Source organism: Brevibacillus sp. BC25, assembly GCF_000282075.1.
Classification (GTDB): Bacteria; Bacillota; Bacilli; order Brevibacillales; family Brevibacillaceae; genus Brevibacillus.
Genome location: NZ_AKIX01000117.1, coordinates 117,244 through 138,676 on the forward strand (window position 1 = coordinate 117,244; position 21,433 = coordinate 138,676).

21 protein-coding genes and 3 riboswitches are annotated in these 21,433 nt (G+C 49.2%); of the genes, 2 read left to right on the top strand and 19 right to left on the bottom strand.

Translation table 11 applies throughout. The features are described 5' to 3' along the window. Nucleotides 1-35: 35 nt before the first annotated feature. From PMI05_RS26105 to PMI05_RS31725, 13 genes are all read right to left on the bottom strand, one after another. Nucleotides 36-1,301 carry a homoserine dehydrogenase gene (locus tag PMI05_RS26105; protein ID WP_007728430.1) on the bottom strand — a complete coding sequence of 422 codons (1,266 nt, stop codon included), beginning with the start codon at nucleotides 1,299-1,301 and terminating at the stop codon, nucleotides 36-38. Between the two features lie 86 nt (nucleotides 1,302-1,387). Next, a riboswitch (SAM riboswitch) is annotated at nucleotides 1,388-1,498 on the bottom strand. Between the two features lie 66 nt (nucleotides 1,499-1,564). Continuing rightward, nucleotides 1,565-1,671, bottom strand: a riboswitch (SAM riboswitch). 94 nt (nucleotides 1,672-1,765) lie between these two features. Next, nucleotides 1,766-2,035 (bottom strand): hypothetical protein, encoded by a 270-nt coding sequence (locus tag PMI05_RS26110; protein ID WP_157230967.1) that lies wholly within the window; start codon nucleotides 2,033-2,035, stop codon nucleotides 1,766-1,768. Between the two features lie 21 nt (nucleotides 2,036-2,056). After that, nucleotides 2,057-2,262: riboswitch (cobalamin riboswitch) on the bottom strand. A gap of 244 nt (nucleotides 2,263-2,506) precedes the next feature. Further along, nucleotides 2,507-3,022: a DinB family protein gene (locus PMI05_RS26115; protein WP_007728433.1), complete on the bottom strand. Its 516-nt coding sequence runs from the start codon at nucleotides 3,020-3,022 to the stop codon at nucleotides 2,507-2,509. Between the two features lie 111 nt (nucleotides 3,023-3,133). After that, nucleotides 3,134-3,757, bottom strand: a complete 624-nt coding sequence (locus PMI05_RS26120) for a cyclase family protein (protein ID WP_007728434.1) — start codon at nucleotides 3,755-3,757, stop codon at nucleotides 3,134-3,136. Nucleotides 3,758-3,778: 21 nt separating this feature from the next. Next, nucleotides 3,779-4,768 (bottom strand): Gfo/Idh/MocA family protein, encoded by a 990-nt coding sequence (locus tag PMI05_RS26125; protein WP_007728435.1) that lies wholly within the window; start codon nucleotides 4,766-4,768, stop codon nucleotides 3,779-3,781. A gap of 25 nt (nucleotides 4,769-4,793) precedes the next feature. Continuing rightward, nucleotides 4,794-6,293: a glucose-6-phosphate dehydrogenase gene (zwf, locus tag PMI05_RS26130; RefSeq protein WP_007728436.1), complete on the bottom strand. Its 1,500-nt coding sequence runs from the start codon at nucleotides 6,291-6,293 to the stop codon at nucleotides 4,794-4,796. Nucleotides 6,294-6,390: 97 nt separating this feature from the next. Continuing rightward, nucleotides 6,391-7,011 (bottom strand): arylformamidase, encoded by a 621-nt coding sequence (gene kynB / locus PMI05_RS26135; RefSeq protein ID WP_007728437.1) that lies wholly within the window; start codon nucleotides 7,009-7,011, stop codon nucleotides 6,391-6,393. A 137-nt stretch (nucleotides 7,012-7,148) separates the two neighbouring features. Next, complete coding sequence (locus tag PMI05_RS26140; protein WP_039961400.1) at nucleotides 7,149-8,324, bottom strand: ATP-binding protein; 1,176 nt, start codon at nucleotides 8,322-8,324, stop codon at nucleotides 7,149-7,151. Nucleotides 8,325-8,507: 183 nt separating this feature from the next. Beyond that, nucleotides 8,508-9,032 carry a phage tail protein gene (locus tag PMI05_RS26145; RefSeq protein WP_007728439.1) on the bottom strand — a complete coding sequence of 175 codons (525 nt, stop codon included), beginning with the start codon at nucleotides 9,030-9,032 and terminating at the stop codon, nucleotides 8,508-8,510. A gap of 15 nt (nucleotides 9,033-9,047) precedes the next feature. Further along, the gene (locus PMI05_RS26150) at nucleotides 9,048-9,557 is read right to left on the bottom strand and encodes a phage tail protein (RefSeq protein WP_007728441.1); all 510 of its coding nucleotides are present in this window, start codon (nucleotides 9,555-9,557) and stop codon (nucleotides 9,048-9,050) included. 27 nt (nucleotides 9,558-9,584) lie between these two features. Then, a complete protein-coding gene (locus tag PMI05_RS26155) occupies nucleotides 9,585-10,100 on the bottom strand; it encodes a phage tail protein (RefSeq protein WP_007728443.1) in 516 nt (171 codons plus the stop codon). A gap of 54 nt (nucleotides 10,101-10,154) precedes the next feature. Further along, nucleotides 10,155-10,631 (bottom strand): GNAT family N-acetyltransferase, encoded by a 477-nt coding sequence (locus tag PMI05_RS26160; RefSeq protein ID WP_007728445.1) that lies wholly within the window; start codon nucleotides 10,629-10,631, stop codon nucleotides 10,155-10,157. A gap of 272 nt (nucleotides 10,632-10,903) precedes the next feature. Beyond that, complete coding sequence (locus PMI05_RS31725; protein WP_007728446.1) at nucleotides 10,904-11,713, bottom strand: peptidoglycan-binding protein; 810 nt, start codon at nucleotides 11,711-11,713, stop codon at nucleotides 10,904-10,906. Between the two features lie 191 nt (nucleotides 11,714-11,904). Between PMI05_RS31725 and PMI05_RS26170 the strand changes: the two genes are divergently transcribed. Next, nucleotides 11,905-12,222: a metalloregulator ArsR/SmtB family transcription factor gene (locus PMI05_RS26170; RefSeq protein WP_007728447.1), complete on the top strand. Its 318-nt coding sequence runs from the start codon at nucleotides 11,905-11,907 to the stop codon at nucleotides 12,220-12,222. A 99-nt stretch (nucleotides 12,223-12,321) separates the two neighbouring features. Then, nucleotides 12,322-13,419 (top strand): saccharopine dehydrogenase, encoded by a 1,098-nt coding sequence (locus tag PMI05_RS26175; RefSeq protein WP_007728448.1) that lies wholly within the window; start codon nucleotides 12,322-12,324, stop codon nucleotides 13,417-13,419. A gap of 29 nt (nucleotides 13,420-13,448) precedes the next feature. Here PMI05_RS26175 and pyrE read toward each other — a convergent pair whose 3' ends face one another. From pyrE to PMI05_RS26205, 6 genes are read right to left on the bottom strand one after another with little or no spacing between them, the layout of a single operon-like run. Next, nucleotides 13,449-14,087: an orotate phosphoribosyltransferase gene (gene pyrE / locus PMI05_RS26180; RefSeq protein WP_007728449.1), complete on the bottom strand. Its 639-nt coding sequence runs from the start codon at nucleotides 14,085-14,087 to the stop codon at nucleotides 13,449-13,451. 27 nt (nucleotides 14,088-14,114) lie between these two features. Further along, nucleotides 14,115-14,852: an orotidine-5'-phosphate decarboxylase gene (gene pyrF, locus PMI05_RS26185; protein ID WP_007728451.1), complete on the bottom strand. Its 738-nt coding sequence runs from the start codon at nucleotides 14,850-14,852 to the stop codon at nucleotides 14,115-14,117. Nucleotides 14,853-14,867: 15 nt separating this feature from the next. Further along, entirely contained in the window at nucleotides 14,868-18,080 is a 3,213-nt protein-coding gene (gene carB / locus PMI05_RS26190; RefSeq protein WP_007728453.1) for a carbamoyl-phosphate synthase large subunit, read from the bottom strand. After that, a complete protein-coding gene (locus tag PMI05_RS26195; RefSeq protein WP_007728454.1) occupies nucleotides 18,064-19,161 on the bottom strand; it encodes a carbamoyl phosphate synthase small subunit in 1,098 nt (365 codons plus the stop codon). Before PMI05_RS26195 ends, carB begins: the two co-directional genes overlap by 17 nt. A gap of 55 nt (nucleotides 19,162-19,216) precedes the next feature. Next, the gene (locus PMI05_RS26200) at nucleotides 19,217-20,497 is read right to left on the bottom strand and encodes a dihydroorotase (protein ID WP_007728456.1); all 1,281 of its coding nucleotides are present in this window, start codon (nucleotides 20,495-20,497) and stop codon (nucleotides 19,217-19,219) included. Then, entirely contained in the window at nucleotides 20,464-21,405 is a 942-nt protein-coding gene (locus PMI05_RS26205) for an aspartate carbamoyltransferase catalytic subunit (protein WP_039961401.1), read from the bottom strand. The genes PMI05_RS26200 and PMI05_RS26205 overlap by 34 nt, the downstream gene beginning before the upstream one ends. Nucleotides 21,406-21,433: the final 28 nt, after the last annotated feature.

The following is a 21,433-nucleotide window of genomic DNA, read 5'->3' on the forward strand; positions in this document are numbered from 1 at the left end:
AGAAATACGGCTTTTCTTCTTATGATTCCTCTTACTTACGCAGATTCGATAATGGGGAAGCAGCGCACTTCTAAACCGAAATCATTTTTCAATAGGGACTCGTGCTCTTCACTGATTCCTGTTACGATCAAACCTGCGCGCAAGACGCCTCCCAAGTCGAATTGGACTTTTAGTTTATGCACGTTGACTCCTGCCTGCTGAAGGAAATGCAGGACACGATCTGGCGTAGCAGTATGACATGAGCCCTCAAGGTAACATAGGACGTGTTCTACCGAGTCCACCGTGGCTCCAGCTTTGTCAGCCGTTTTTTCTTTCCAAGTAGGATGCGGTGTGAATGGCTGTGTCAATAAATAGGCCAAATCCTCCACGACTGCACTTGCTGTAGGGAGCTCTCCTGCCCCTCTTCCTGTAAACAACAAGTCTCCCACGATGTTGCCGGATAGCTGGACAGCATTAAACGCGTCGTGGATTTGCGCCAACGGATGGCTCAGCGAAAGCATGGTTGGTTCAACTGATAGGCGAATTCCTTTCTCAGCTTGATAGGCCTGCGCAATCAGCTTGATCCGGTACCCCAGCTCGCTCGCAATCCGAATGTGACCTGCAGACAAATCTGCAATTCCTTTGCGAACAACATCTGCTAAAGGCAGCGATTCTCCGTAAACAAGCTGTGCCAAGATATACAACTTGTACATAGCATCAAAGCCTTCTACATCGGAACGAGGGTCCGCTTCCGCATAGCCCAGCTCCTGCGCTTGCTTGAGCACCTCCTGGTAAGAGAGCTGCTCTGTCTCCATTTTCGTCAAAATGAAGTTCGTTGTTCCGTTAAGAATACCGCGAACGCCTTGAATATCGTTCGTCCGTAGGAACTGCCGGAGCACGCTCAAAATCGGGATGCCCCCTGCCACACTCGCTTCATAGGCAAGGTGCACTTGATGCTGATTTGCCAAATCGACTAGCTCCGTTCCTTTTTTCGCCAGGAGTTCTTTGTTGGCAGTTACCACATGGCAGCCCTTTTCGATCAAAGCACGGACGTAGTCATAGGTAGGTTCTACACCGCCCATGACTTCCACCACGATATCCACATCGCTGCGTAATACATCCTCAAAGTCTGTTGTCAGTAATGCCGGGTCGATATGAACCGCCCGCTCTTTTTCCGAATCACGCACCAATGCCTTGACGATCTCAATTCGTTTACCCAGACGAGAAGCCAGCTTCTCCTGCTGCGAACGGATCGTTTTGATTACGCCTCCACCCACTGTTCCCAATCCCAATAATCCCACGCGTACCACTTCTGCACTCATCCTGACCACCCCATACCCCGAATTTTAGATAAAAAGAAAAGCCATCTTCGATAAGAAGAAGGCTTGTTAGCAGCTACTGCTCCCCCTCCTTATCTCCCAGGACGTATATGTCCTGCAGGAATTGGCACCTTGTCACAAACATGCGTGACGGTTGCCGGGCTTCATCGGGCCAGTCCCTCCACCTCTCTGGATAAAGAAAATATGAAATTGAAAAAAACCTTCTTCGCTAAGAAGAAGGTTCATCTACTGATGGAGTAACCCGCTTCTTATCTTTCGAGACGAAACGTCTCGCAGGAATTGGCACCTTGTCGCAATATGCAACGGTTGCCGGGCTTCATCGGGCCAGACCCTCCACCTCTCTGGATAAGAACTAATTATGCTGTTGAGCTTTATTCTAAGAAATTCCAAGGCAAGCGTCAACAAAATTCTTTCTTTTCTGATTGCAAGCTGATTTGGTCAGGCTTTCAGGTGTAGGTGAACAGGCTTTCTACCTCTTCCATACTGCAGCAAGTGCAATGAAGCACGCCCTCCTGGCATTCTTCAGGCAGCTCTTTTTCCTCGACATATCCGCACCATTGGCAAATAAAAAGTTGCATTCGCACACCCTCCTCTTCTTTTATCCTGCCCAAAATAAAAAGAGCATTTTCTACTCGACCGTGACGATCGTTAGAAAATGCCAGAAAAGGAGGGGCGTACTTGTCCACTCGCTGTTTTTCGCAAGCCATCTCTAACACCTCCCTATCTCCCGTAGGTCTATCAGTGTTGTCGAAACAGGCAGGTCTCCTGACTTTGGGTTCATCATCTAGCGTCGCCTTCCCCGTCTATATTGATAGACCAGTGGCTTGTTGGACGCTGACTCCCCTCTTACAGTGGCGGGACCGTGTCGGATTTGCACCGAGCTTCCCTATTATCCTTTTGGCGAATTGGTACGCCCTAAGGAACCTGTTTCCACCTATGAAATTGTCTTTTCTCACTACTCCACTCAAATTTTACCTTATTTTTCCTTGTTTTGCGAACATTGTTCGTGGGCTAGTAGCCATTCCTTTCGCCACAAGCCACCCGAATAGCCTGTTAAACTCCCGTTTGCTCCTATGACTGTTTTCTGAAAGTCTGTCCCTTTCATCCACAGGGGAACAGAAAAGGACTGTCTCTTGCCGGAAAAATATTCGTCCAGCTGTTGCCGACAAACAAGGAGAGGCTCTGAGCTACCCCAAATACCGATCTTTCAAAATGGTAGTATGGTGAGCTTCATGTCCAGCAATCACATAGGCCAACGTCCTTGCAGATAGCTTGTTTCCGTTGGCAAGTCCTGTACGCAACCACGCTTCTGGAGAGATTCCTCGCACCTGCGCGATGGTGGAAGCCCGAACAGCCTTATACTCTTCCAATAAATCAGAGAGGTCTCTTAGCTGAAAACACCCGTGTTCTACAAAAGCATTCTCATCAAAACCGACGAGGGGTGTCTGATCTCCTCTCGCGATTCTCAGCAAGCGATAGCTCATGATGCGTTCTGTATCGACGAGATGACCCAAAACCTCTTTTACCGTCCATTTACCTGGTGCATACCGATAATCCATTTGCTCGGGCGCTAGTGACGAAAATAACGCGACTTGCTTCTCACCTTGTTGTGTGAGGGTCGTTTGCAGCTCCCCCTCAGGTACAAGCCCAATATAATAGTCAAAATAAGCAGCGTATTCATCGCGGTCTGGTCGTCTGAGCATGTATTTCCCACTCCTCGTCATTCATTTTGGATAGACAAATTATACCACCATGCATCCCCATTCCAATACGAAAGCACCCGCCTGATCTTCACAGGCGGGTGACAGTCACCATTATACGCTATGTAATCCTTCAAACAATAGGACCCTTGCCGGGGCTGCATCCGTGCCGATCAGCTTGAGTGGTGCAGCTACCAGAAAATACTCGCCTGGCGGGACCTCAGCTAGCCGCAAGCCTTCCACGACAATGACTCCCGCTGCAAACAGCTTTTTATGTGTGGGGTGTCCTTCCTGGGCGCGTTCGATTCCAAGTGCATCGGTACCAATGCCCCGCACACCCAGCTCACTTAAATATTCTGCTCCTTCTTCAGACAGAAAGATGAATTCAAAAGAGAACGCCTCTTCAAAAGAGTTTTTCGTTTTAAATAGGACAAAATCTCCTCGCACAAGATCGAAGCACTCCAAGTCGGAGCGAGTGATCCTGTCTTCTACCGCTGTGAGATCGAGAACCTTGCAATTGCCCACTAGCTTTTCCAAGGAAATACTCTCAAATGTATCGCCAGCATTCACCATGTGCAGGGGAGCATCTACATGGGTACCAGAATGAAGGTCCATGTCGATTCTCGATTCTGTTACATAGCCATTCGTAGCGGTACGTATTTTCGGCTGCTTTTCCGGCTTGTTTTTATACACCGTCATTCCTTCGTACACGGTGGCAGTTACATCATACATTTTCATCACAAACGCCCTCCCCTTTGCCTACTGTTTTTTACGATCCGCTGGAAAAACAATCCCCATCTGTCTTCTCGCTTCATCCATGACCTGCATGGCCATTTTGGATACTTCATGCGAATTCGTAGCAGATTGTCTGGCCCCGCTCCTCGCCAAGTGTAGGAATTCTCTTATTTCATAATGCATGGTCTTCGGGGTTTGAGGCCTTGTCACTTGCTCGATTCGTCCGTCCCTGTAACGAATGCCCACTTCTTTGAGATGGTTGATTCGATCGATCACCATCGTAGCGTCCTCCCCTTGAATTTCTGCTGGTTGATAGGAGGTCGTAATTTTCGAGAAGCTAATGATTGCGTCCATCTCTCGATACTTCAAAAGCATACTGCCCTCCCCGTCCACTCCAGAATCAAGCACAATTCCTTCTGCTTTGATGTCGTCTGGTCTGCCAAAAAGGATGAGTGACGGATAAAGACAATAAATACCGATGTCCATCAAGGCTCCGTTTGAAAAAGCAGGATCAAAAGCACGTAAAACCTTCCCTTCGCGATACGCGTCATAGCGCGAAGAATATTGACAATTACTAGCAATAAAGCGTCGTACTTTTCCCAGCTTGTGCAGGTTGTCTTGTATCGAAAAAAAATTGGGCAATAGTGTAGATTTGACAGCCTCCATGAGCAGCACGTCATTTCTTTTCGCTGCCTCGATCATTTCTTCTACCTCAATCGCATTGGAAGCCAGTGGCTTTTCACATAATACGTGTAGCCCCGCGTCCATGCACTGGATCGCTTGTTCCGCGTGGCAGGAGTTGGGGCTCGCAATATAGACCGCGTCAATATTTTTGCTTGTAGTCATTTCTTCTAGGCTGTTATAGGCAAATGGAGCATGGTACTTGTCAGCGAATTCCTTGGCGCGTTCGCTGGTACGTGAATAAACAGCCTGAAGAGAAAATCCTTCTACTTCTTGACCAGCCTGGATAAATTCCTCGGTGATCCAGTTCGTTCCGATTACGCCAAATCGCATCTCATCCGCTCCCTTTTCTTTTTGTCTATCTCGTTGAAGTGACCGGCACTCGTTCTTCGACCTTATCCAGCCACCACACGAATCCGTCCGCAGCAAGTAATTGCTCTGCGGCCTTCGGTCCGAATGAGCCAGCTTCGTACGTAAAGAGCGGCACCGAATTTTCAGCGAAGGCTTCCAATATCGGTGTCACCCACTCCCATGACAGCCGAACCTCATCCCAATGCGCAAAGTAGGTGGAATCCCCGCGGAGTGCATCGAACAAGAGCAGCTCGTACGCTTCCGGCACGTCATTTGTCCCTGCACTGAAATCTACCGTCACCGGCTCAATCTTACCGCTATTTGTCGGATTCTTACTATTTACCTGCAAGGCAATACCTTCGTTCGGATTCACGCTGATGATCAACAAATTAGGGGATGTCGTTTCATTTTGCTCCTGATATAGCTTTTCGTGTGGATTTTTGAACTCAATAACGATCCTGGTTGACTTCTCTTGCAGTCTTTTTCCCGTGCGAATATAAAATGGTACCCCTTGCCAAAACGGGTCATCAATCCAGACACGCGTAGCAATATACGTTTCTGTCATCGAAACGGGATCGACACCAGGCTCGTCCCTGTAGCCAGCCACAGGCGTTCCTTGAATATGTCCCTCGCTATACTGACCGCGAATAACGTGGGTGCGAACTTCTTCTTTCTTCATCGGACGCACGGCTGCCATCACCTTGCGCTTTTCTTCGCGGATATGGGCGGACGTGATTCGCTTCGGTAGCTGCATGCCGATGATCATGAGCATTTGTAGCATGTGATTTTGGAGCATGTCGCGCAGTGCCCCGGCAGGTTCGTAATATCCAGCCCGATCCTCAACGCCGACCGTTTCATTCGCCGTAATTTGCACGTTGGCGATGTACTGATTGTTCCAGAGAGCTTGGAAGACTGGGTTCGCAAATTCGAGAGCCTCGAGATTCTGGACCATTGGTTTTCCCAAGTAATGGTCAATGCGATAAATTTCTTCTTCCAAAAATGCTTTCCCCAGCTTTTCATTCAATTCTTCCGCGGATTGCAAATCATGTCCAAATGGCTTTTCAATGATCAGACGCTTCCAGCCTGTCGTTGAACCCAGTCCGCTGCCTTTGACATTGGTTGCAATTCCCTCGAAAAATTGAGGGGCTACTGACAAGTAAAACATCCGGTTTTGCGGAATTTGCAGCTCTTGCTCTCTTTGCAGGACCAGATCATGTAACGTTACATAAGCACGTGGTTCCATGACATCTACTTCCGCATAGCGACAAGCAGACAAGAAAGCGTCTAGCTCGTGGGAATCAATCTGGGCGCGACGGGAAAACTCATGGACAGACTGGCGAACAGATTCTTGAAATTCGTCATCAGACCAGGCCCTTCTCCCCACACCGATAATCGAAAAGGCAGCAGGCAACTTTTGATCTACATATAAGTTAAAGAGCGCAGGGAAAATTTTGCGTTTGGCTAAATCTCCTGTCGCGCCAAAAAGGACAAAGGTCATCGCTTCCATCTACTTTTTCATTCCCTTCATACGTACGCCGTGATGATGGTTTTTGTAGTTACACTGTTATTATTCGAGAAAATCACTGCTTTATCAATATGCAGCCTTACGAACGACGCAAGATTGCACGTACTGGACTTCCATCTGCTTCCATTAAAAGCAGCGGCAGTGCGATCAGTTCGTAATCACCCGGTTCGACATGATCGAGCAGAAGCCCCTCCAAAATATGAATATCATGCTGGTGCAGCCCATGATGAGCAGCCAGTTCCTTGCTATCCAACGGATCGACAGATGGGATATCCACTCCAATCAGCCGAATGCCTTTTTGGGCGAGGAACGCTGGCAAGTCCGCTCGCAGATGACAGATGGTTGATGGAAACTGATTGGGGTCGCTCCACGATAATGTTTTGAGCAACAAGCGTTCCACCCCCTCCAGATCAACGTGGGCAAAATCTTCTGGGCCAATGCTGGAACGTCCAGTAAGCTCTACCACTCTTGCCACTCCAATGTACAGGTCCAAAGGCAATGCCGCCATTTTTCGACCATCATCATCGAAATGGAATGGAGCATCCACATGTGTACCCGTATGTACACTCATCGTTATTTTACCGACATTGACTGAGCCACTCTCTGCTTTGGGCCAGTTTACGACATAGTGAAAGGGAGTGTCCCCTGGCCAGGTCGGCATACCTGCCATGAGCGGACGGGATATATCTATTATTTTCATCGCGTATCCTCCACCTTCCAGCAACTGTTTATACCTATACTCAGCGTACAAAAAAGACTATATTGAGTCAATATTCTAACATTTGTGTCAAAAAAAGACCGCAGCTTGATAGTGAGCCGACAGTCTTTTCGTTGATATCAGATTCTACTATGAAGAGACAGGTAGTCCCACACTTCATCATAGATTCCGTTGTAATCCACTTGTTTCAAATGTTCTTTCAAAGTCCTCAACCACTCAATGGTTGTTGGATAGGTAGCTGCAATAGCCTCTCGTAGATCGCTCATTTGAATCGGGCGATCGACCCCTTTTGTTACGATATCATGCCATACCTGCTCCGTTGCGAGCTCCACTACATACTCGATGTCTGCCCCCGAATAAAACTCTGTCCATCCTGCTAAATGCCCATAATCGAGCTTCTCAGAAGGACGGCCCTCCAGTTTTAAGCGAAAAATATCCTCCCGAGCTTGCCGATCTGGCGGTCCAACAAAAATCCAGTGATCAAAACCAGCCGCTCGGAGCATGGAAGGCTCCAATTCCCATGGAACGTTGGTTGCTCCCATCAAGACGAATCGTTCGTCGTACTCGCCTGCCTCCGCTATCTGCTGAAGCCATTTGGAATCGATCCCCTGTCTGTTGGAGTTCGTATTCTCTTCGTAATGGCTGGAAGCGTCTAGTTCATCTAAAAGGAACAGAAACGGTTTATTGGCAGGGACTGTTGCCAGTAAGTCATGGATGTTGAACTGCCTGTTCGACGACGTATACATACTTCGGCCGCCTGTGATCTCCATGGAGAAAAAATGAGCCTGGCATTCTTCTGCAGTTGCTTTTGCTAGCAAAGATTTTCCGCACCCTGATGGTCCGTAAAGTAAAATGGTACTTCTCTTTTGAGGCAACCGTTGCGAAATAGGATGTAGGAGTCTTTGAAAGATTGCCTCTTTTACTCGTCCAAGCCCGCCGACCATTCCAAAACTCGCCGTTTTTTCAACGAGTTGAACCGATTTCTCGGTGGCCTTCCCTTTGCCCCCTTCGATGACGCGTATCTTAGGTGTAAACATCGTAGTATATGTAGAGGAATCCTTCTGATGGATCCCTTTTAACGTCCGCGAATATGGGGATTCCTTTTGTAGCTTGTTGAGCTCGATCACAATTTTTTCCTTCATCGCTTCATTTCCATAGGCAAGGGCCTGCGTAAACGCCTGTAAAGCCTCCGTACGATCCCCCTGCTCAGCATGCTCTAATCCTAATAACAGCCATACTGGCGCATTGCGTTGATCGCTCGTCAACATGCTTTTCAGTATTTCTATCTTCGTCATCTGCTTCATCCTCTGCGATCGTTCTGCTCCAAGCGATCGTTTAGTATCACGGACATATCCATTATAATGCATACGTCTCGCAAGAAGAATACGAAAAGTAGGAAAAGATGGAAGAAGGGCTGTGAGCGTCATTTCAAAAAGACGCCTTCTGCTACACAGCATCGGGCGTCCAAGATACAGTTCCTATCCTTTCGACGGAAAATTTCCGCCACTCACACAAATGATGAACGAGAGTCCAAGATAAGGTTGCATATTATTATGAGGTTGAGTCCCGCCAGTAGTGCCGATTGCTTGCGGGCTAAGCTGTGTCCCATCACTCGTGTTGGAATAAGGAATGACAGATCCCCGGCCAACGGTGGAAGACCATTTCGCCCCTGTTGGTGTATCCGCTGTAGGAGTTACGCACGCATTCGGAACATGAGTATGCGCCGGAATATCGTTTTGCAGCAGAGTGATGTTGACATCACCACCTGTTTCACCAGCCACACGCGGTGTCAAGGCAGGTCCTTCCCCCTGGTTCATCGGTGCTGAGCCTCTTAAATTGGGAAGCGCGAATGTCGTTTTGCCATCTCCACCATACTTCGTTCCCAATACCGTATACAATACAGGATTGGAAGGAATCGAGATCAATTGTCCATCACAAAAAGCCCAGTCCCTCGGTGGGAAGTTGCCACCGAAGATACGAATTTCTCCAATATACGGATCCATATGATAGTACCTCCTCTAGTTTCGTGACGGGTAAACCCCTTGAATCGCGATACAAAAATTCCCGACCAAATACGGCTGCATATTCGTATGAGGTGCACTATTCCCTATCGTTTGCAATGCACTCTCGCTCATCGTCGTATCCGGGGTTGTCCCATAAGTTGTAGCGGAAGCTTGTGCCCAGTAGTTCCCAGCGCATACTTTGTCATTGGCAGTTGCATTTGAGCCGGTTGCCGTATGGGTATGGGCGGGTATCTCGTTTGTCGTTAATACATGGGTTTCTTCGCCAGCTGACATACCAAGCGTTACGATTGGACGATCCGCTAGTCTGTTTTGATGAACAGGGACGCGGCCTCTTAAATCTGGTAAAGCAAAAGTGGTGGTTCCGTTCCCTCCATAAGAAACACCTAACAAGGAAAACAGTGCCTGGTTTCCACTGATAGACAGCACCGCACCATTACACAAGGCCCAACCCTTTGGCGCAAATGCAAATGGAAAAAATCGAATTTCTCCAAGAAATGGTTCCATGTAAAATCCTCCTGTTCGATTTGGATGTTACTGTTGTGAAGGATAGATCCCGTACAGGGCAATGATGAAATTAATAACCGTAAACGGCATCAGGTTACTGTGTGGTTGATTCCCACCTACACTGCTCAAGCTGGACGCGTTCATTAATCCATCAGGTGCATTCGCTGAATATTGCTGCGCATTCTTTGCCCATACAGCATTGGCAGGGCTGTTCTGCGTTCCTGGCTGCGATGATGCATGGACCGTATGCGTATGCGCGGGTAATTGTGGGACGGTTAAGGTGACTGATTCTACACCATTTTTTTCACCCATCACGTAGGTAGTTCCTGTACTCGGATTTTTCCCTTGATTAAGCGGGATACGTCCCCGTAAATCAGGCAACGCAAAAGTCGTTTGTCCATTCCCGCCGTATGTGGTTCCAATCAAACTAAACAATGTGTCGTTTTCAGAAATAGATAAGATCTGTCCTTCGCATAATGCCCATCCTTGTGGTGCATAATCTCCTCCAAACATCCTGATTTCTCCAAGAAATGGCTCTGCCATGTTGCTTCCTCCTTATGTAAAGTGGTTATTTCCGTTGTCGAACGAACAGTTAGGTCATTTTTGCAGAAGTGGCTGCCATTCCATTTGGATATACAGCCCCGTTGAGTCTGTCACGATGAAATGAAGTCGTTCATATAGTCGAAAGGCGGGATTCCCTTGTAAAACACGTAAACGGATTGGTAATTGGAAAGCTTGAGCCTCTTTTTGCAGACCGCCAATCATGCTAGAACCAACACCTTGTCCCCGATAAGCAGGCAGCAAAGAAATATCTACAAGATGCAAAGCATCTCCGCTCGCATCCGTGATCATCCGACCGATAGGCTGCTCGGATCGGAGAATGATTTGATGCTTCTGAGCAGGAAACTGCATTTGGTAAGATTTCTGCTGCATGATAAACTGCGACTGTAAAAAAGCAAGCTTGTCCGACTCACTCCAACCCCAAAGAGCCATTTCTTCGGTTCTCGTAGAACAGTACAATTCCCAAATAAATGCTTCGTCTTGCTCATATTCAAAAGGTCTGGTATGTACCATAATCCTCCTTGCATGCAATCGTTGTACTTTTCTGTCATTTGATCAGTTACCTGCTTGCATTCTTTCAGGCCTGGATACGCCGACTTGTTATTCTTATGCGTATCGCTCTTCCTCCTTCGAACTTTTTCTGATATCCTGCCTGATTAAATAGCAATCATGAATAATGATATCATTAGCCAAATTCCTTCTAACACTAACTAAAGTTAGCTCTTTTACATGAAAAACGCTTCGTCCCCAAAAAGAGAAGAAGCGTTTTTATCTCCCGTGCACAATTAGTCTTTTCCAGTACCTTCGTTATCCACCTTGTTCTTACCGTTGCCGTTAGTGCCACCGTTGTCGGTTCCGCCGCCGTTGCCTTTTCCGCCACCGTTTCCGTTTCCACCGCCGTTACTGGTTCCACCGCCGTTACCGTTGCCTTTACCTTGGCCTTCACCTGTTCCACTGCCGTTGCCTTTGCCTTGGCCTTCGCCTGTTCCACCGCCGTTGCCTTTACCTTGGCCTTCACCTGTTCCACCGCCGTTGCCCTTGCCTTCGCCTGCTCCTCCGCCATAGCCTTTACCTTGGTCTTGGCCAGTTCCACCGCCGTTGCCTTTGCCTTGACCTGCTCCGCCGCCCATGCCGTTGCCTTTGCCTTGACCTGCTCCGCCGCCAAAGCCTCCACCTTGGCCTGATCCGCTACCGTGGCCTTTGCCGCTTCCTTGGCCCGCTCCGCCACCGTGACCTTTGCCGCCTCCTTGGCCACGTTTGCCAGATTTGATACTATCATAGGAATAAACAATACTTTGGAACGTACGAATATCTACATTTCCTGTAACAGGCAACCCGCGTTTTTTCTGAAAATGCTTCACACCTCGTACGGTAACATCATCGTAGTATCCATTGATTTGACCCGAGTAACTACCTAATGATTTCAACATCCCCTGAATCACATAAATATCTGGCCCATGAGCACCTTTGCCCACAGCCTGTCCCGTATGAGGAAGGGAAAACATGAGTGTCGCAGACAAAAAAGCTGCACCGATGATTTTCTTAACCTTCCCTGTTTTCAAAAGAGAGCGCAGGCTCCCCGTTCCTTTATTCATACACAAGCACCTACCTTTACTTTTTTTGTAACCTCCCTTACTATTCCCTACTTTTCTTTCCTATTGCATCTGGCTTATTCTCGCTTCCTCTTACTTTATTGCTGATCTATCAATGTTTTTATGACTTGCAAAAATAAGGAAGAACCCATATACTTTGGTTTAAATGATTAAGTTTATTAACGGAGTGTGCAATGACGAATCCAACCTGCAATGAAAAAGCGATTCAAATATTTATGGAGTTAAGTCCATACTTCCAAGGCTTGGGTGATCCGATTCGGCAGCAAATCGTAGCTCTTCTCATCGACAAGGAAAGCATGAACGTCACACAAATCGCCGAGCATATTCCCATGTCTAGGCCTACGGTGTCTCATCACTTGAAAATATTAAAACAAGCGGGCCTAGTAAACGTTCAAAAGAAGGGAACAGAGATGTTTTATCGGCTTGAAATTACAGAAGCGATCCGACTTTTCAAGCAATTGGTGACTTTCGTCGAAGAAGAGTGCAACTGAATTTGAACCGTAACGAAAAGGGACAGTGTGTCCCTGTTTTTCACAGTCATTCGTTAATAAACTTAAACGCATAAACATTTAATCAAAGGGGAAATCTACATGAATCTCACCAAAGTTCTTATTGTCGGCGGCTACGGAACGGTCGGGAGCCAAATTGCCAAGATCCTGCACGATCGCCACCCTAATCTCGAATTATTGGTGGGAGGAAGGTCTGCGGGAAAGACCTTGCCATTTGCGTCCACTAGGCTAAAGCCTTTCCTCTTGGATATCTCCAAATCCGATCCTCTCGCCCATGCTCCAGCTGATTTGACCTTGATAATTAGTGCAGTAAATGATCCTGATGACACACTGCTACTTGCTGCAGTTCGCCGACAGATCCCTCTGATTGACGTCACGCGTTGGACAGAACGATTTACACGATCGATCGAACGCTTGAAGAATGAGAACATTGGCTCTCCAGTCATTCTCGCCTCAGGGTGGATGGGGGGAACTGTAGCGCTTCTCGCAAGCATACATGCAGCTGCCCTGCAAGATCTCCGGATACATCTGCACGCCCTTTATTCCCTTCAAGACAAAGCAGGTCCAGATTCCACCGACTATATGGATCGCATGACGATCCCTTTTACTGTCTCCACACCGACTGGCGTAAAAGAAGTTACACCCATGTCAGATCCGGTACCCGTGACCTTTCCGAATGGATACCATACGAAATGCTATCGTCTTGACACACCGGATCACATGACGCTTGTGAAAGCCCAAAACGTAACTACCGCTGATTTTCGCATCGCCTTTGACAATAAACTGTCTACTTTTGCCCTCGTTTCTTTGGTAAAAAGCCGGATATGGAACCTGCTCAGCAAGAGCACACGTCAAAAAATACTGTACAATCCAGGCGCAGGGTCACCTCACCATGTTGTCATCCAAATAAATGGACGCAATCAGCATGGCATAACCGTAAAACGCCAAGTCGACATTACTGATCCGAAAGGGCAGACTCATCTGACCGCTTTGGGCGCTGCCATTTTTGCACAACAAATCATTCTGCAAAATGAAAACTCAACGGTTACGCCGGGCATTCTTTTTCCAGAGGATTTCGGTCATTTCGAAATGACTGGCGACGCTATCCTCCAGTTCTATCGATCTGAAGGGGTCCAGATTGTGATCCACGATGAAACAAAAAAGAGTAGGACGGTTTGACCGCCGCCCTACTCTTCATCATGTATCACTTATTCAAAAAAAGTACGCGGGGATTTCCGCCATTCGCCCAATACTTTTTCCTGTTCGCTTGTAATAACCCCTTGCTCTGAAGCTACTTCCAAAAGTGCTGTGTAATTCGATATCGTGGAGCAAGGAATGCCCGCTTCCTCAAACAAGGCTTCAGCATCCGGGAATTGGTAGCTGAAAATGGCTACGACCCCCAGTACCTCTCCACCCTCAGCCTGCACAGCTTGCGCTGCTTTCAGGGAGCTGCCTCCTGTGGAAATCAGGTCTTCAATCACGACTACCTTTTGACCAGCTGCCAATGCGCCCTCAATCTGATTTTGGCGACCGTGGCCTTTTGCCTTGTCCCGTACGTAAATCATAGGCAGATCAAGCAGCTCTGCTACCCATGCAGCATGTGGAATACCAGCAGTCGCTGTTCCAGCAATGACTTGCGCATCTGGGTACTGCTCCTTGATCAAATCGGTAAACGCTCTCGCAATGGCACGGCGCACATGCGGATAGGACATCGTGATCCGGTTGTCGCAATAGATCGGGGATTTGATCCCGGACGTCCATGTAAAAGGTTGCTCCGGTCGCAGATGAACTGCCCCAATTTCGAGAAGATTCGCTGCAATTTGTTTAGCGGTTGTCATTGTCGTCATTTCACTTATTCCCTCCAGCTGGCTACTTTACGAACGATCTTTTTCCACTGCTGCGACGATACTTTGCCAAACCCCTACCGGATCTTTTGCACTCGTAATGGCGCGTCCGATCACGAGGTAATCACTGCCCAAGCGGAATGCCTGTTCCGGCGTCGTGATACGCGTCTGATCGCCTTGATCTGCTCCCAGCGGACGAATTCCTGGCGTTACGGTTACAAATGCGTCTCCAGCAGCTTTTTTGATCATCGGTACTTCTAGTGGAGAAGCAACGACTCCATCCAAGCCAGCTTGCTTGGTCATCAGTGCATAGTGCACCACAACATCTTCTACCGCACCTGGAATCGCCAATTCTTGATTCATCGTTTGCAAACCAGTGGATGTCAACATCGTCACACCGATCAGGAGGGGACGAGCAGCACCTGCCGCTGTCCCTTGCTCCAAACCTTCTCTCGCTGCCGCCATCATGGCTACGCCGCCTGCCGCATGAACGTTTACCATGTCTGCTCCCAGACGCGCCAGGCTTCTCATCGCGCCTTTAGCGGTATTGGGAATATCGTGAACCTTCAAATCGAGGAACACTTTGAATCCTTTTTCCTTTAGAAAGGAAACGATCGCTGGTCCTTCTGCGTAAGCGAGCTCCATCCCTACTTTTACATAGCGGATATGCCCCTGTAGCGGCTCGATGCACTTCTTGACTTCATCCAGTGTGGAAAAGTCGAGCGCAACAATCATGCGTTTGCGAATATCGGTTAGTTGTTGTTGCACGCTGCTCTCCCCTTTTTATACGGTTACTGCCACTTTGGCACCAGCACGCTGGGCTGGCATTGCTTCTGTAGAGAATGTGATCGTCTCCAGTACGTGCAGCAGAGCGGAAGCTGTATCGAGTGAAGTCAAGCATACGGCGCCGTTCTCTACTGCTTCCCGACGAATGCGGAAGCCGTCGCGTTGTGGCGTTTTGCCTTTTGTCAGTGTATTGAGTACGATGTTCGCTTCGCCTGTATGGATGACATCCAACAGGTTTGGCGTGCCTTCGGACAATTTGCTTACGCGTGTTACTTGTAGTCCCGCTTGCTCCAAATAATCGGCTGTGCCTGCGGTCGCCATCAGCTTGAAGCCGAGGTGACGGAAGCGTTTCACGATGTCTAGCGCTTCTTCTTTGTCTTTATCAGCAACTGTCACAAGCAAGGTGCCTTGTGTCGGGATATTCATGCCCGCTGCGACCAAGCCTTTGTACAACGCTTTTGCCAGAGTGCTCTCGCGTCCCATGACTTCTCCGGTCGATTTCATTTCAGGGCCGAGCGTAATATCGACGCGGCGCAGCTTTGCGAAGGAGAAGACTGGTACTTTGACAGAAACCATCGACTCCTCTGGATGGTAGCCCGGTGTAAAGCCTTGTTCGATGATAGAGTAACCAAGGATCGCTTTCGTTGCGATGTTCGCCATTGGAATCCCCGTTACTTTGGAGAGGAATGGCACTGTACGGGACGAACGCGGGTTGACCTCGATTACGTATGGGCGGTCTTTATAGATGACGAACTGGATGTTGAGCAAGCCTTTGATTTGCAGGGCACGTGCCAGCTTTGTCGTCATATCGATCAGTTCATCCTTGATCGCTTGGGACAAGGATTGCGGAGGATATACGGCGATGGAGTCACCAGAGTGTACCCCTGCGCGTTCGATATGCTCCATAATGCCTGGAATCAGAACGTTTTCTCCGTCGCAGATCGCATCGACTTCCACTTCTACCCCGACCATGTAACGGTCTACCAGTACAGGGTGATCAGGATTTACCTTCACCGCTTTTTCCATGTACTCCAACAGTTCGGACTGGTTGTAGACGATTTCCATCGCACGTCCGCCAAGTACGTAGGATGGGCGAACCAGGACTGGGAAGCCAAGACCTTCTGCTGCCACTACTGCCTGCTCGACTGACGTAACCGTTTTGCCTGGTGGTTGGGCGATTTCCAGCTCGCGCAGCAGCGCTTCGAACTTCTCACGGTTTTCCGCTGCGTCGATGTTTTCCAGACTCGTACCCAAGATTTTGATTCCGCGTGCAGTCAGCTTGTCAGCCAGGTTGATCGCGGTTTGTCCGCCGAATTGTACGATGACACCCTCTGGTTTTTCCACATCGAGAATGTTCATGACGTCTTCGATGTACAGCGGTTCGAAGTACAGGCGATCAGAAGTGTTGAAGTCTGTAGAAACGGTCTCCGGGTTGTTGTTGATGATCACTGCCTCATAGCCCGCTTCTCTCAGTGCCCAGACAGCGTGGACTGTCGCATAGTCAAACTCAATTCCTTGACCAATGCGGATGGGTCCGGAGCCCAGCACGACCACACGCTTCTTGCCAGTCTCGATGCGCTCGTCTTCTACTTCATACGCGGAGTAGTAGTACGGTGTTTGCGCTTCGAATTCTGCCGCGCAAGTATCTACCATTTTATATACAGGTACAAAGCCTTTTTCTTTGCGCATTGCATCTACCGCTTCTTCTGTCTCACCGCACAGCTCCGCAATTTTGCGGTCCGTGAAGCCCATGCGTTTTGCTTCGTACAGCTTTTCGCTCGTCAAGCCTTTTGCCAGTTCCGCTTCAAAGGCAATCATTTTATGGAACTTGTGCAGGAAGAACAGATCGATCTTGGTCAGGTTGTGCAGTTGTTCGATCGTCCAGCCACGGCGCAGTGCTTCTGCCAGCAGGAAGAGGCGTTCGTCATCCGCGTGCACCAGTCGTGCTTTCAAATCGTCCTCGCTGATTTCGTCTGCTCCCTTGATCTCGATGTGATAGCTACCAATTTCCAAGGAACGGATGGCTTTCATGATCGATTCTTCAAAAGTCCGCCCGATCGCCATCACTTCTCCAGTCGCTTTCATTTGCGTACCGAGCTTGCGATTGGCGGATTGGAACTTGTCGAACGGCCAACGTGGGATTTTGCTGACGATGTAGTCCAGTGTTGGCTCGAAGCATGCGTATGTTTGGCCTGTCACTGGATTTTTCAGTTCATCCAACGTGTAGCCGATTGCGATTTTGGCTGCCATCTTTGCGATTGGGTAGCCTGTTGCCTTGGAAGCCAGTGCAGAAGAGCGGCTCACACGCGGGTTCACTTCGATCACGTAGTATTGGAAGCTGTGCGGATCGAGTGCGTATTGTACGTTGCAGCCACCCTCGATACCAAGCGCCCGGATGATGTTCAGTGCGGATGTGCGCAGCATTTGATACTCGCGGTCAGCCAGTGTTTGGCTAGGCGCCACTACGATGGAGTCACCTGTATGCACGCCGACTGGGTCGATGTTTTCCATGTTGCAGACTACGATGCAGTTGTCGTTGGCATCGCGCATCACTTCGTACTCGATTTCTTTCATGCCAGCAATGCTTTTCTCGATCAAGCATTGCGTAATCGGGGAGTATTTCAATCCGCTTGCGACGATCTCGCGGAGGGTTTCTTCATCTTCACAAATTCCGCCGCCTGTACCACCCAAGGTGTAAGCAGGACGAACGATGATGGGATAACCGATTTCGTTTGCAAAATCGACAGCTTCTTCTACCGTGCTCACGATAACTGATTCAGGTACCGGCTCGCCCAATTCATTCATGAGGGAGCGGAACAGGTCGCGGTCTTCTGCTTGCTTGATCGATTCCAGCTTGGTTCCGAGCAGCTTTACATTTTCTTGCTCGAGAACGCCTGCTTCTGAGAGGGCAACAGCCATGTTCAAGCCTGTTTGACCTCCAAGAGTAGGCAGTAGTCCATCCGGCTTCTCTTGACGAATGACGCGCGCTACGAATTCAAGTGTGATTGGCTCGATATATACTTTGTCCGCCATGTTTGTATCGGTCATGATGGTCGCTGGGTTGGAGTTGATCAGAACTACCTCCATGCCCTCTTCTTTTAACGCTTCGCATGCTTGTGTGCCTGCATAGTCAAATTCAGCAGCCTGCCCGATGACGATAGGTCCAGAGCCGATTACGAGGATTTTTTTCAGATTATCTTGTTTTGGCATGAGTTTTTTCCTCCTTAGCTGTTTCCATCATCGCAAGAAACTGGTCGAACAGGTAGCCGGAATCATACGGTCCTGGAGCTGCTTCTGGATGGTACTGTACTGAGAATGCATTCTTCGCGGCATGACGTACACCTTCGATGGTGCCATCATTCAGGGCAATATGTGTAACTTCCAGCTCCGTGCCTGCGAGCGAGTCTTCTTTTACTGCATAGCTGTGGTTCTGGGATGTGATATATGTGCGTCCGGTTGGTAGCTCTTTTACTGGATGGTTGCCGCCACGGTGTCCGAATTTCATTTTCGTCGTGTCAGCGCCAGATGCCAGCGCGAACAGTTGGTGACCGAGGCAAATTCCGAACAGAGGATATTCACCCAAGATTTCGCGAATCATCTCTACAGCTTGCGGTACATCCTTCGGGTCCCCAGGGCCATTGGACAAAAGTATCCCGTCCGGTTGAATGCGGCGAATCTCTTCTGCTGTCACATTGTAAGGCACGACGACTACGTCGCAGTTGCGCTTGGTCAGCTCGCGCAAAATCCCGTGCTTGGCTCCGAAGTCTACCAGCACTACCCGATGACTTGTACCTGGGCAGCTGAAGACGTTTTTCGTAGAAACGCGTGATACTTGGTCTATCATCAATGTCGTGCCGTTCAGGGCAGCAACCAATTCAGCCAACGGGGCTTCACTGGTTGTAATCATGCCCTTCATCGTGCCGTGGTAACGAATTTTTCTCGTCAACATCCGAGTGTCGATACCGGCAATGCCCGGGATGTCGTATGTTTTCAGCAGTTCATCGAGTGTGTTCGTATTGCGCCAGTTGCTCGGTGCCTCGCAATGCTCGCGAACAACGAAGCCGTGAATGTACGGACGAACAGCTTCAAAGTCGTCTCGATTGATCCCGTAATTTCCGATGAGCGGGTATGTCATGGTGACGATCTGTCCGCAGTAGGATGGGTCGGACAAAACCTCCTGGTAGCCAGTTAGCCCCGTATTGAAAACCACTTCCCCGTAGGACTCCTTTGTCGCTCCAAATGCCGTCCCGATAAATTCTGTTCCGTCTTCCAAGATCAATCTTGCACGCATCTATGCTCCTCCTCCATTGTCGTGTAAAAACTTGTGTCTTGTCTGTCAATCGTTTTTACACGTTTTGATATACGATCTTTCCATCTACCAGCGTCAGGGTCGGCCAGCCTTTGCATGCCCAACCAGCAAATGGTGTGTTGATTCCTTTACTTGCGAATGTGCTTGGGTCAATTGTTTTTTCGGTTTCCAGATCAATCACTGTCAGGTCTGCTGGTGCGCCTACTTCCAAACGTCCGTATGGCAGTTTGAATGCTTCTGCTGGCTTCACGGTCAACAGCTCAACCAGCCTCTTCAAGGTCAGCTCTCCAGTTTGCACGAGATTTGTGTACAGGAGCGGGAATGCTGTCTCCAGCCCGACGATTCCGAACGGTGCACGGTTAATCCCGTTTGCTTTTTCCTCTTGAGTGTGAGGTGCATGGTCTGTGGCGATCATATCAATCGTGCCGTCTTTCAATCCCGCAATCAGTGCGGCGCGATCCTCACGAGAGCGCAGTGGCGGGTTCATTTTCCAATTCGTATCCAGATTGTCCGGGATATCCTCGTCGCACAGCAAGAGGTGATGCGGACTGACTTCACACGTTACATTTACGCCAGCGCGTTTCCCGTCACGTACCAGACGCACCGACTCTTTCGCGCTGATGTGGCATACGTGGTAGTGCACACCTGTCTGTTCTGCCAGCAAAATATCGCGGCCAACGTGGATGGACTCTGACTCAGAAGGAATTCCAGGGAGACCGTGTCGAGCTGCTACCAGCCCGTCATGCAAGGCTGCTCCCGGGATTAACAGGTCTTCGTCTTCACAGTGAGCAACGATTGAGATACCGAATTCTGCTGCTTTTTGCATGGCCTTTTTCATCATCGCTGTGGATTGCACACCTACACCGTCATCTGTCAGCGCGAAGATCCCCGCTTCTTTTAACCCTGCGAAATCCGTCAACTCTTTTCCCAATTGGCGAACAGTAATCGCACCATACGGGATCACGCGTGCCATACCAGCCTCGCTCGCTTTGTCCAAAATGTAGGTCACGGTCTCGACACTGTCGATGGACGGTCGTGTGTTCGGCATGCATGCTACTGTTGTAAATCCGCCTTGTACCGCTGCTTTTGCTCCTGTTTCGATCGTTTCTTTATGTTCAAAGCCTGGCTCACGTAGATGTACGTGGGCATCGATGAGACCCGCGCTAATCATGCCGCCGTGGCAATCGATCCATTCATGCCCACAGCGATCGAGCGTTTCCCCCATCGCTGTGATTCTTCCCTTTTCCACCAATATTTCCATCGGGGTGAGTTCCCCCGCCTGATTTAGTACGTTGCCGTTGCCAAGGATGATTCCCATGTCATTTCGCTCCCTTTCAAAAGAGTTTCTAGAACTGCCATTCTTGCTGCGACTCCGTTGGTCACTTGGGTTTGAATCAAGGACGTTTCGCTTTCTACCAAATCGGTATGAATCTCAACCCCGCGATTGACGGGTGCCGGATGCATGATAACCGCACCGGACTTCATCATTTTGGCTCTTTCCAGAGTCAGCCCGTGTGCCTTGTGGTACTCTTCCTTCGATAGATAGAGGGATTCAGCATGGCGCTCCAGCTGAACGCGCAGCATCATGACCACATCTGCGGTTTGAACGGCTTCTTCCATTTCCACGATTTTGACACCTTGCGGGATATGTGCCGGCATCATCGTAGCTGGACCTGAGAGCAGCAGATTCACGCCGAGCTTCGGCAGCGCATGCAGGTGAGAACCGAGCACGCGGCTGTGGCGCAGGTCTCCAATAATCGCTACCGTGAGACCAGAGAGCTTGCCAAACTGCCTTTTCATGGTCAAAAGATCGAGCAGGCATTGGGTCGGGTGCTCATTCGTTCCATCTCCCGCGTTGATCAGCTTCATGTCTACGCTTTCTGCCAACTCTTGCAGCAGGCCTTCTTTCTTAGTGCGAATAACGGCTGCTTCCACTCCCATTGCTTCCAAGGTGCGGATCGTGTCATAGACCGTCTCGCCTTTTACGGTAGAGGAGGTTTCCGGAATGAAGTTCAAAACATGTGCGCCCAGTCGCTTTTGTGCTACCTCAAAAGAGAAGCGGGTTCTGGTACTGGCCTCGAAGAACAGATTCGCGACAAACCGTCCGCGCAGGATATCCGCTTGCTCAGTTGGTCTCGCAGCCCAATACTCTGCTCGCTCGAGGAGCTGGATGATCTGTTCTTTCGATAAGTCTTTGAGGCCAATCAAATGCGCTACATTTTTCATCATGAATCCCTCCGATTCTTTCATGTTA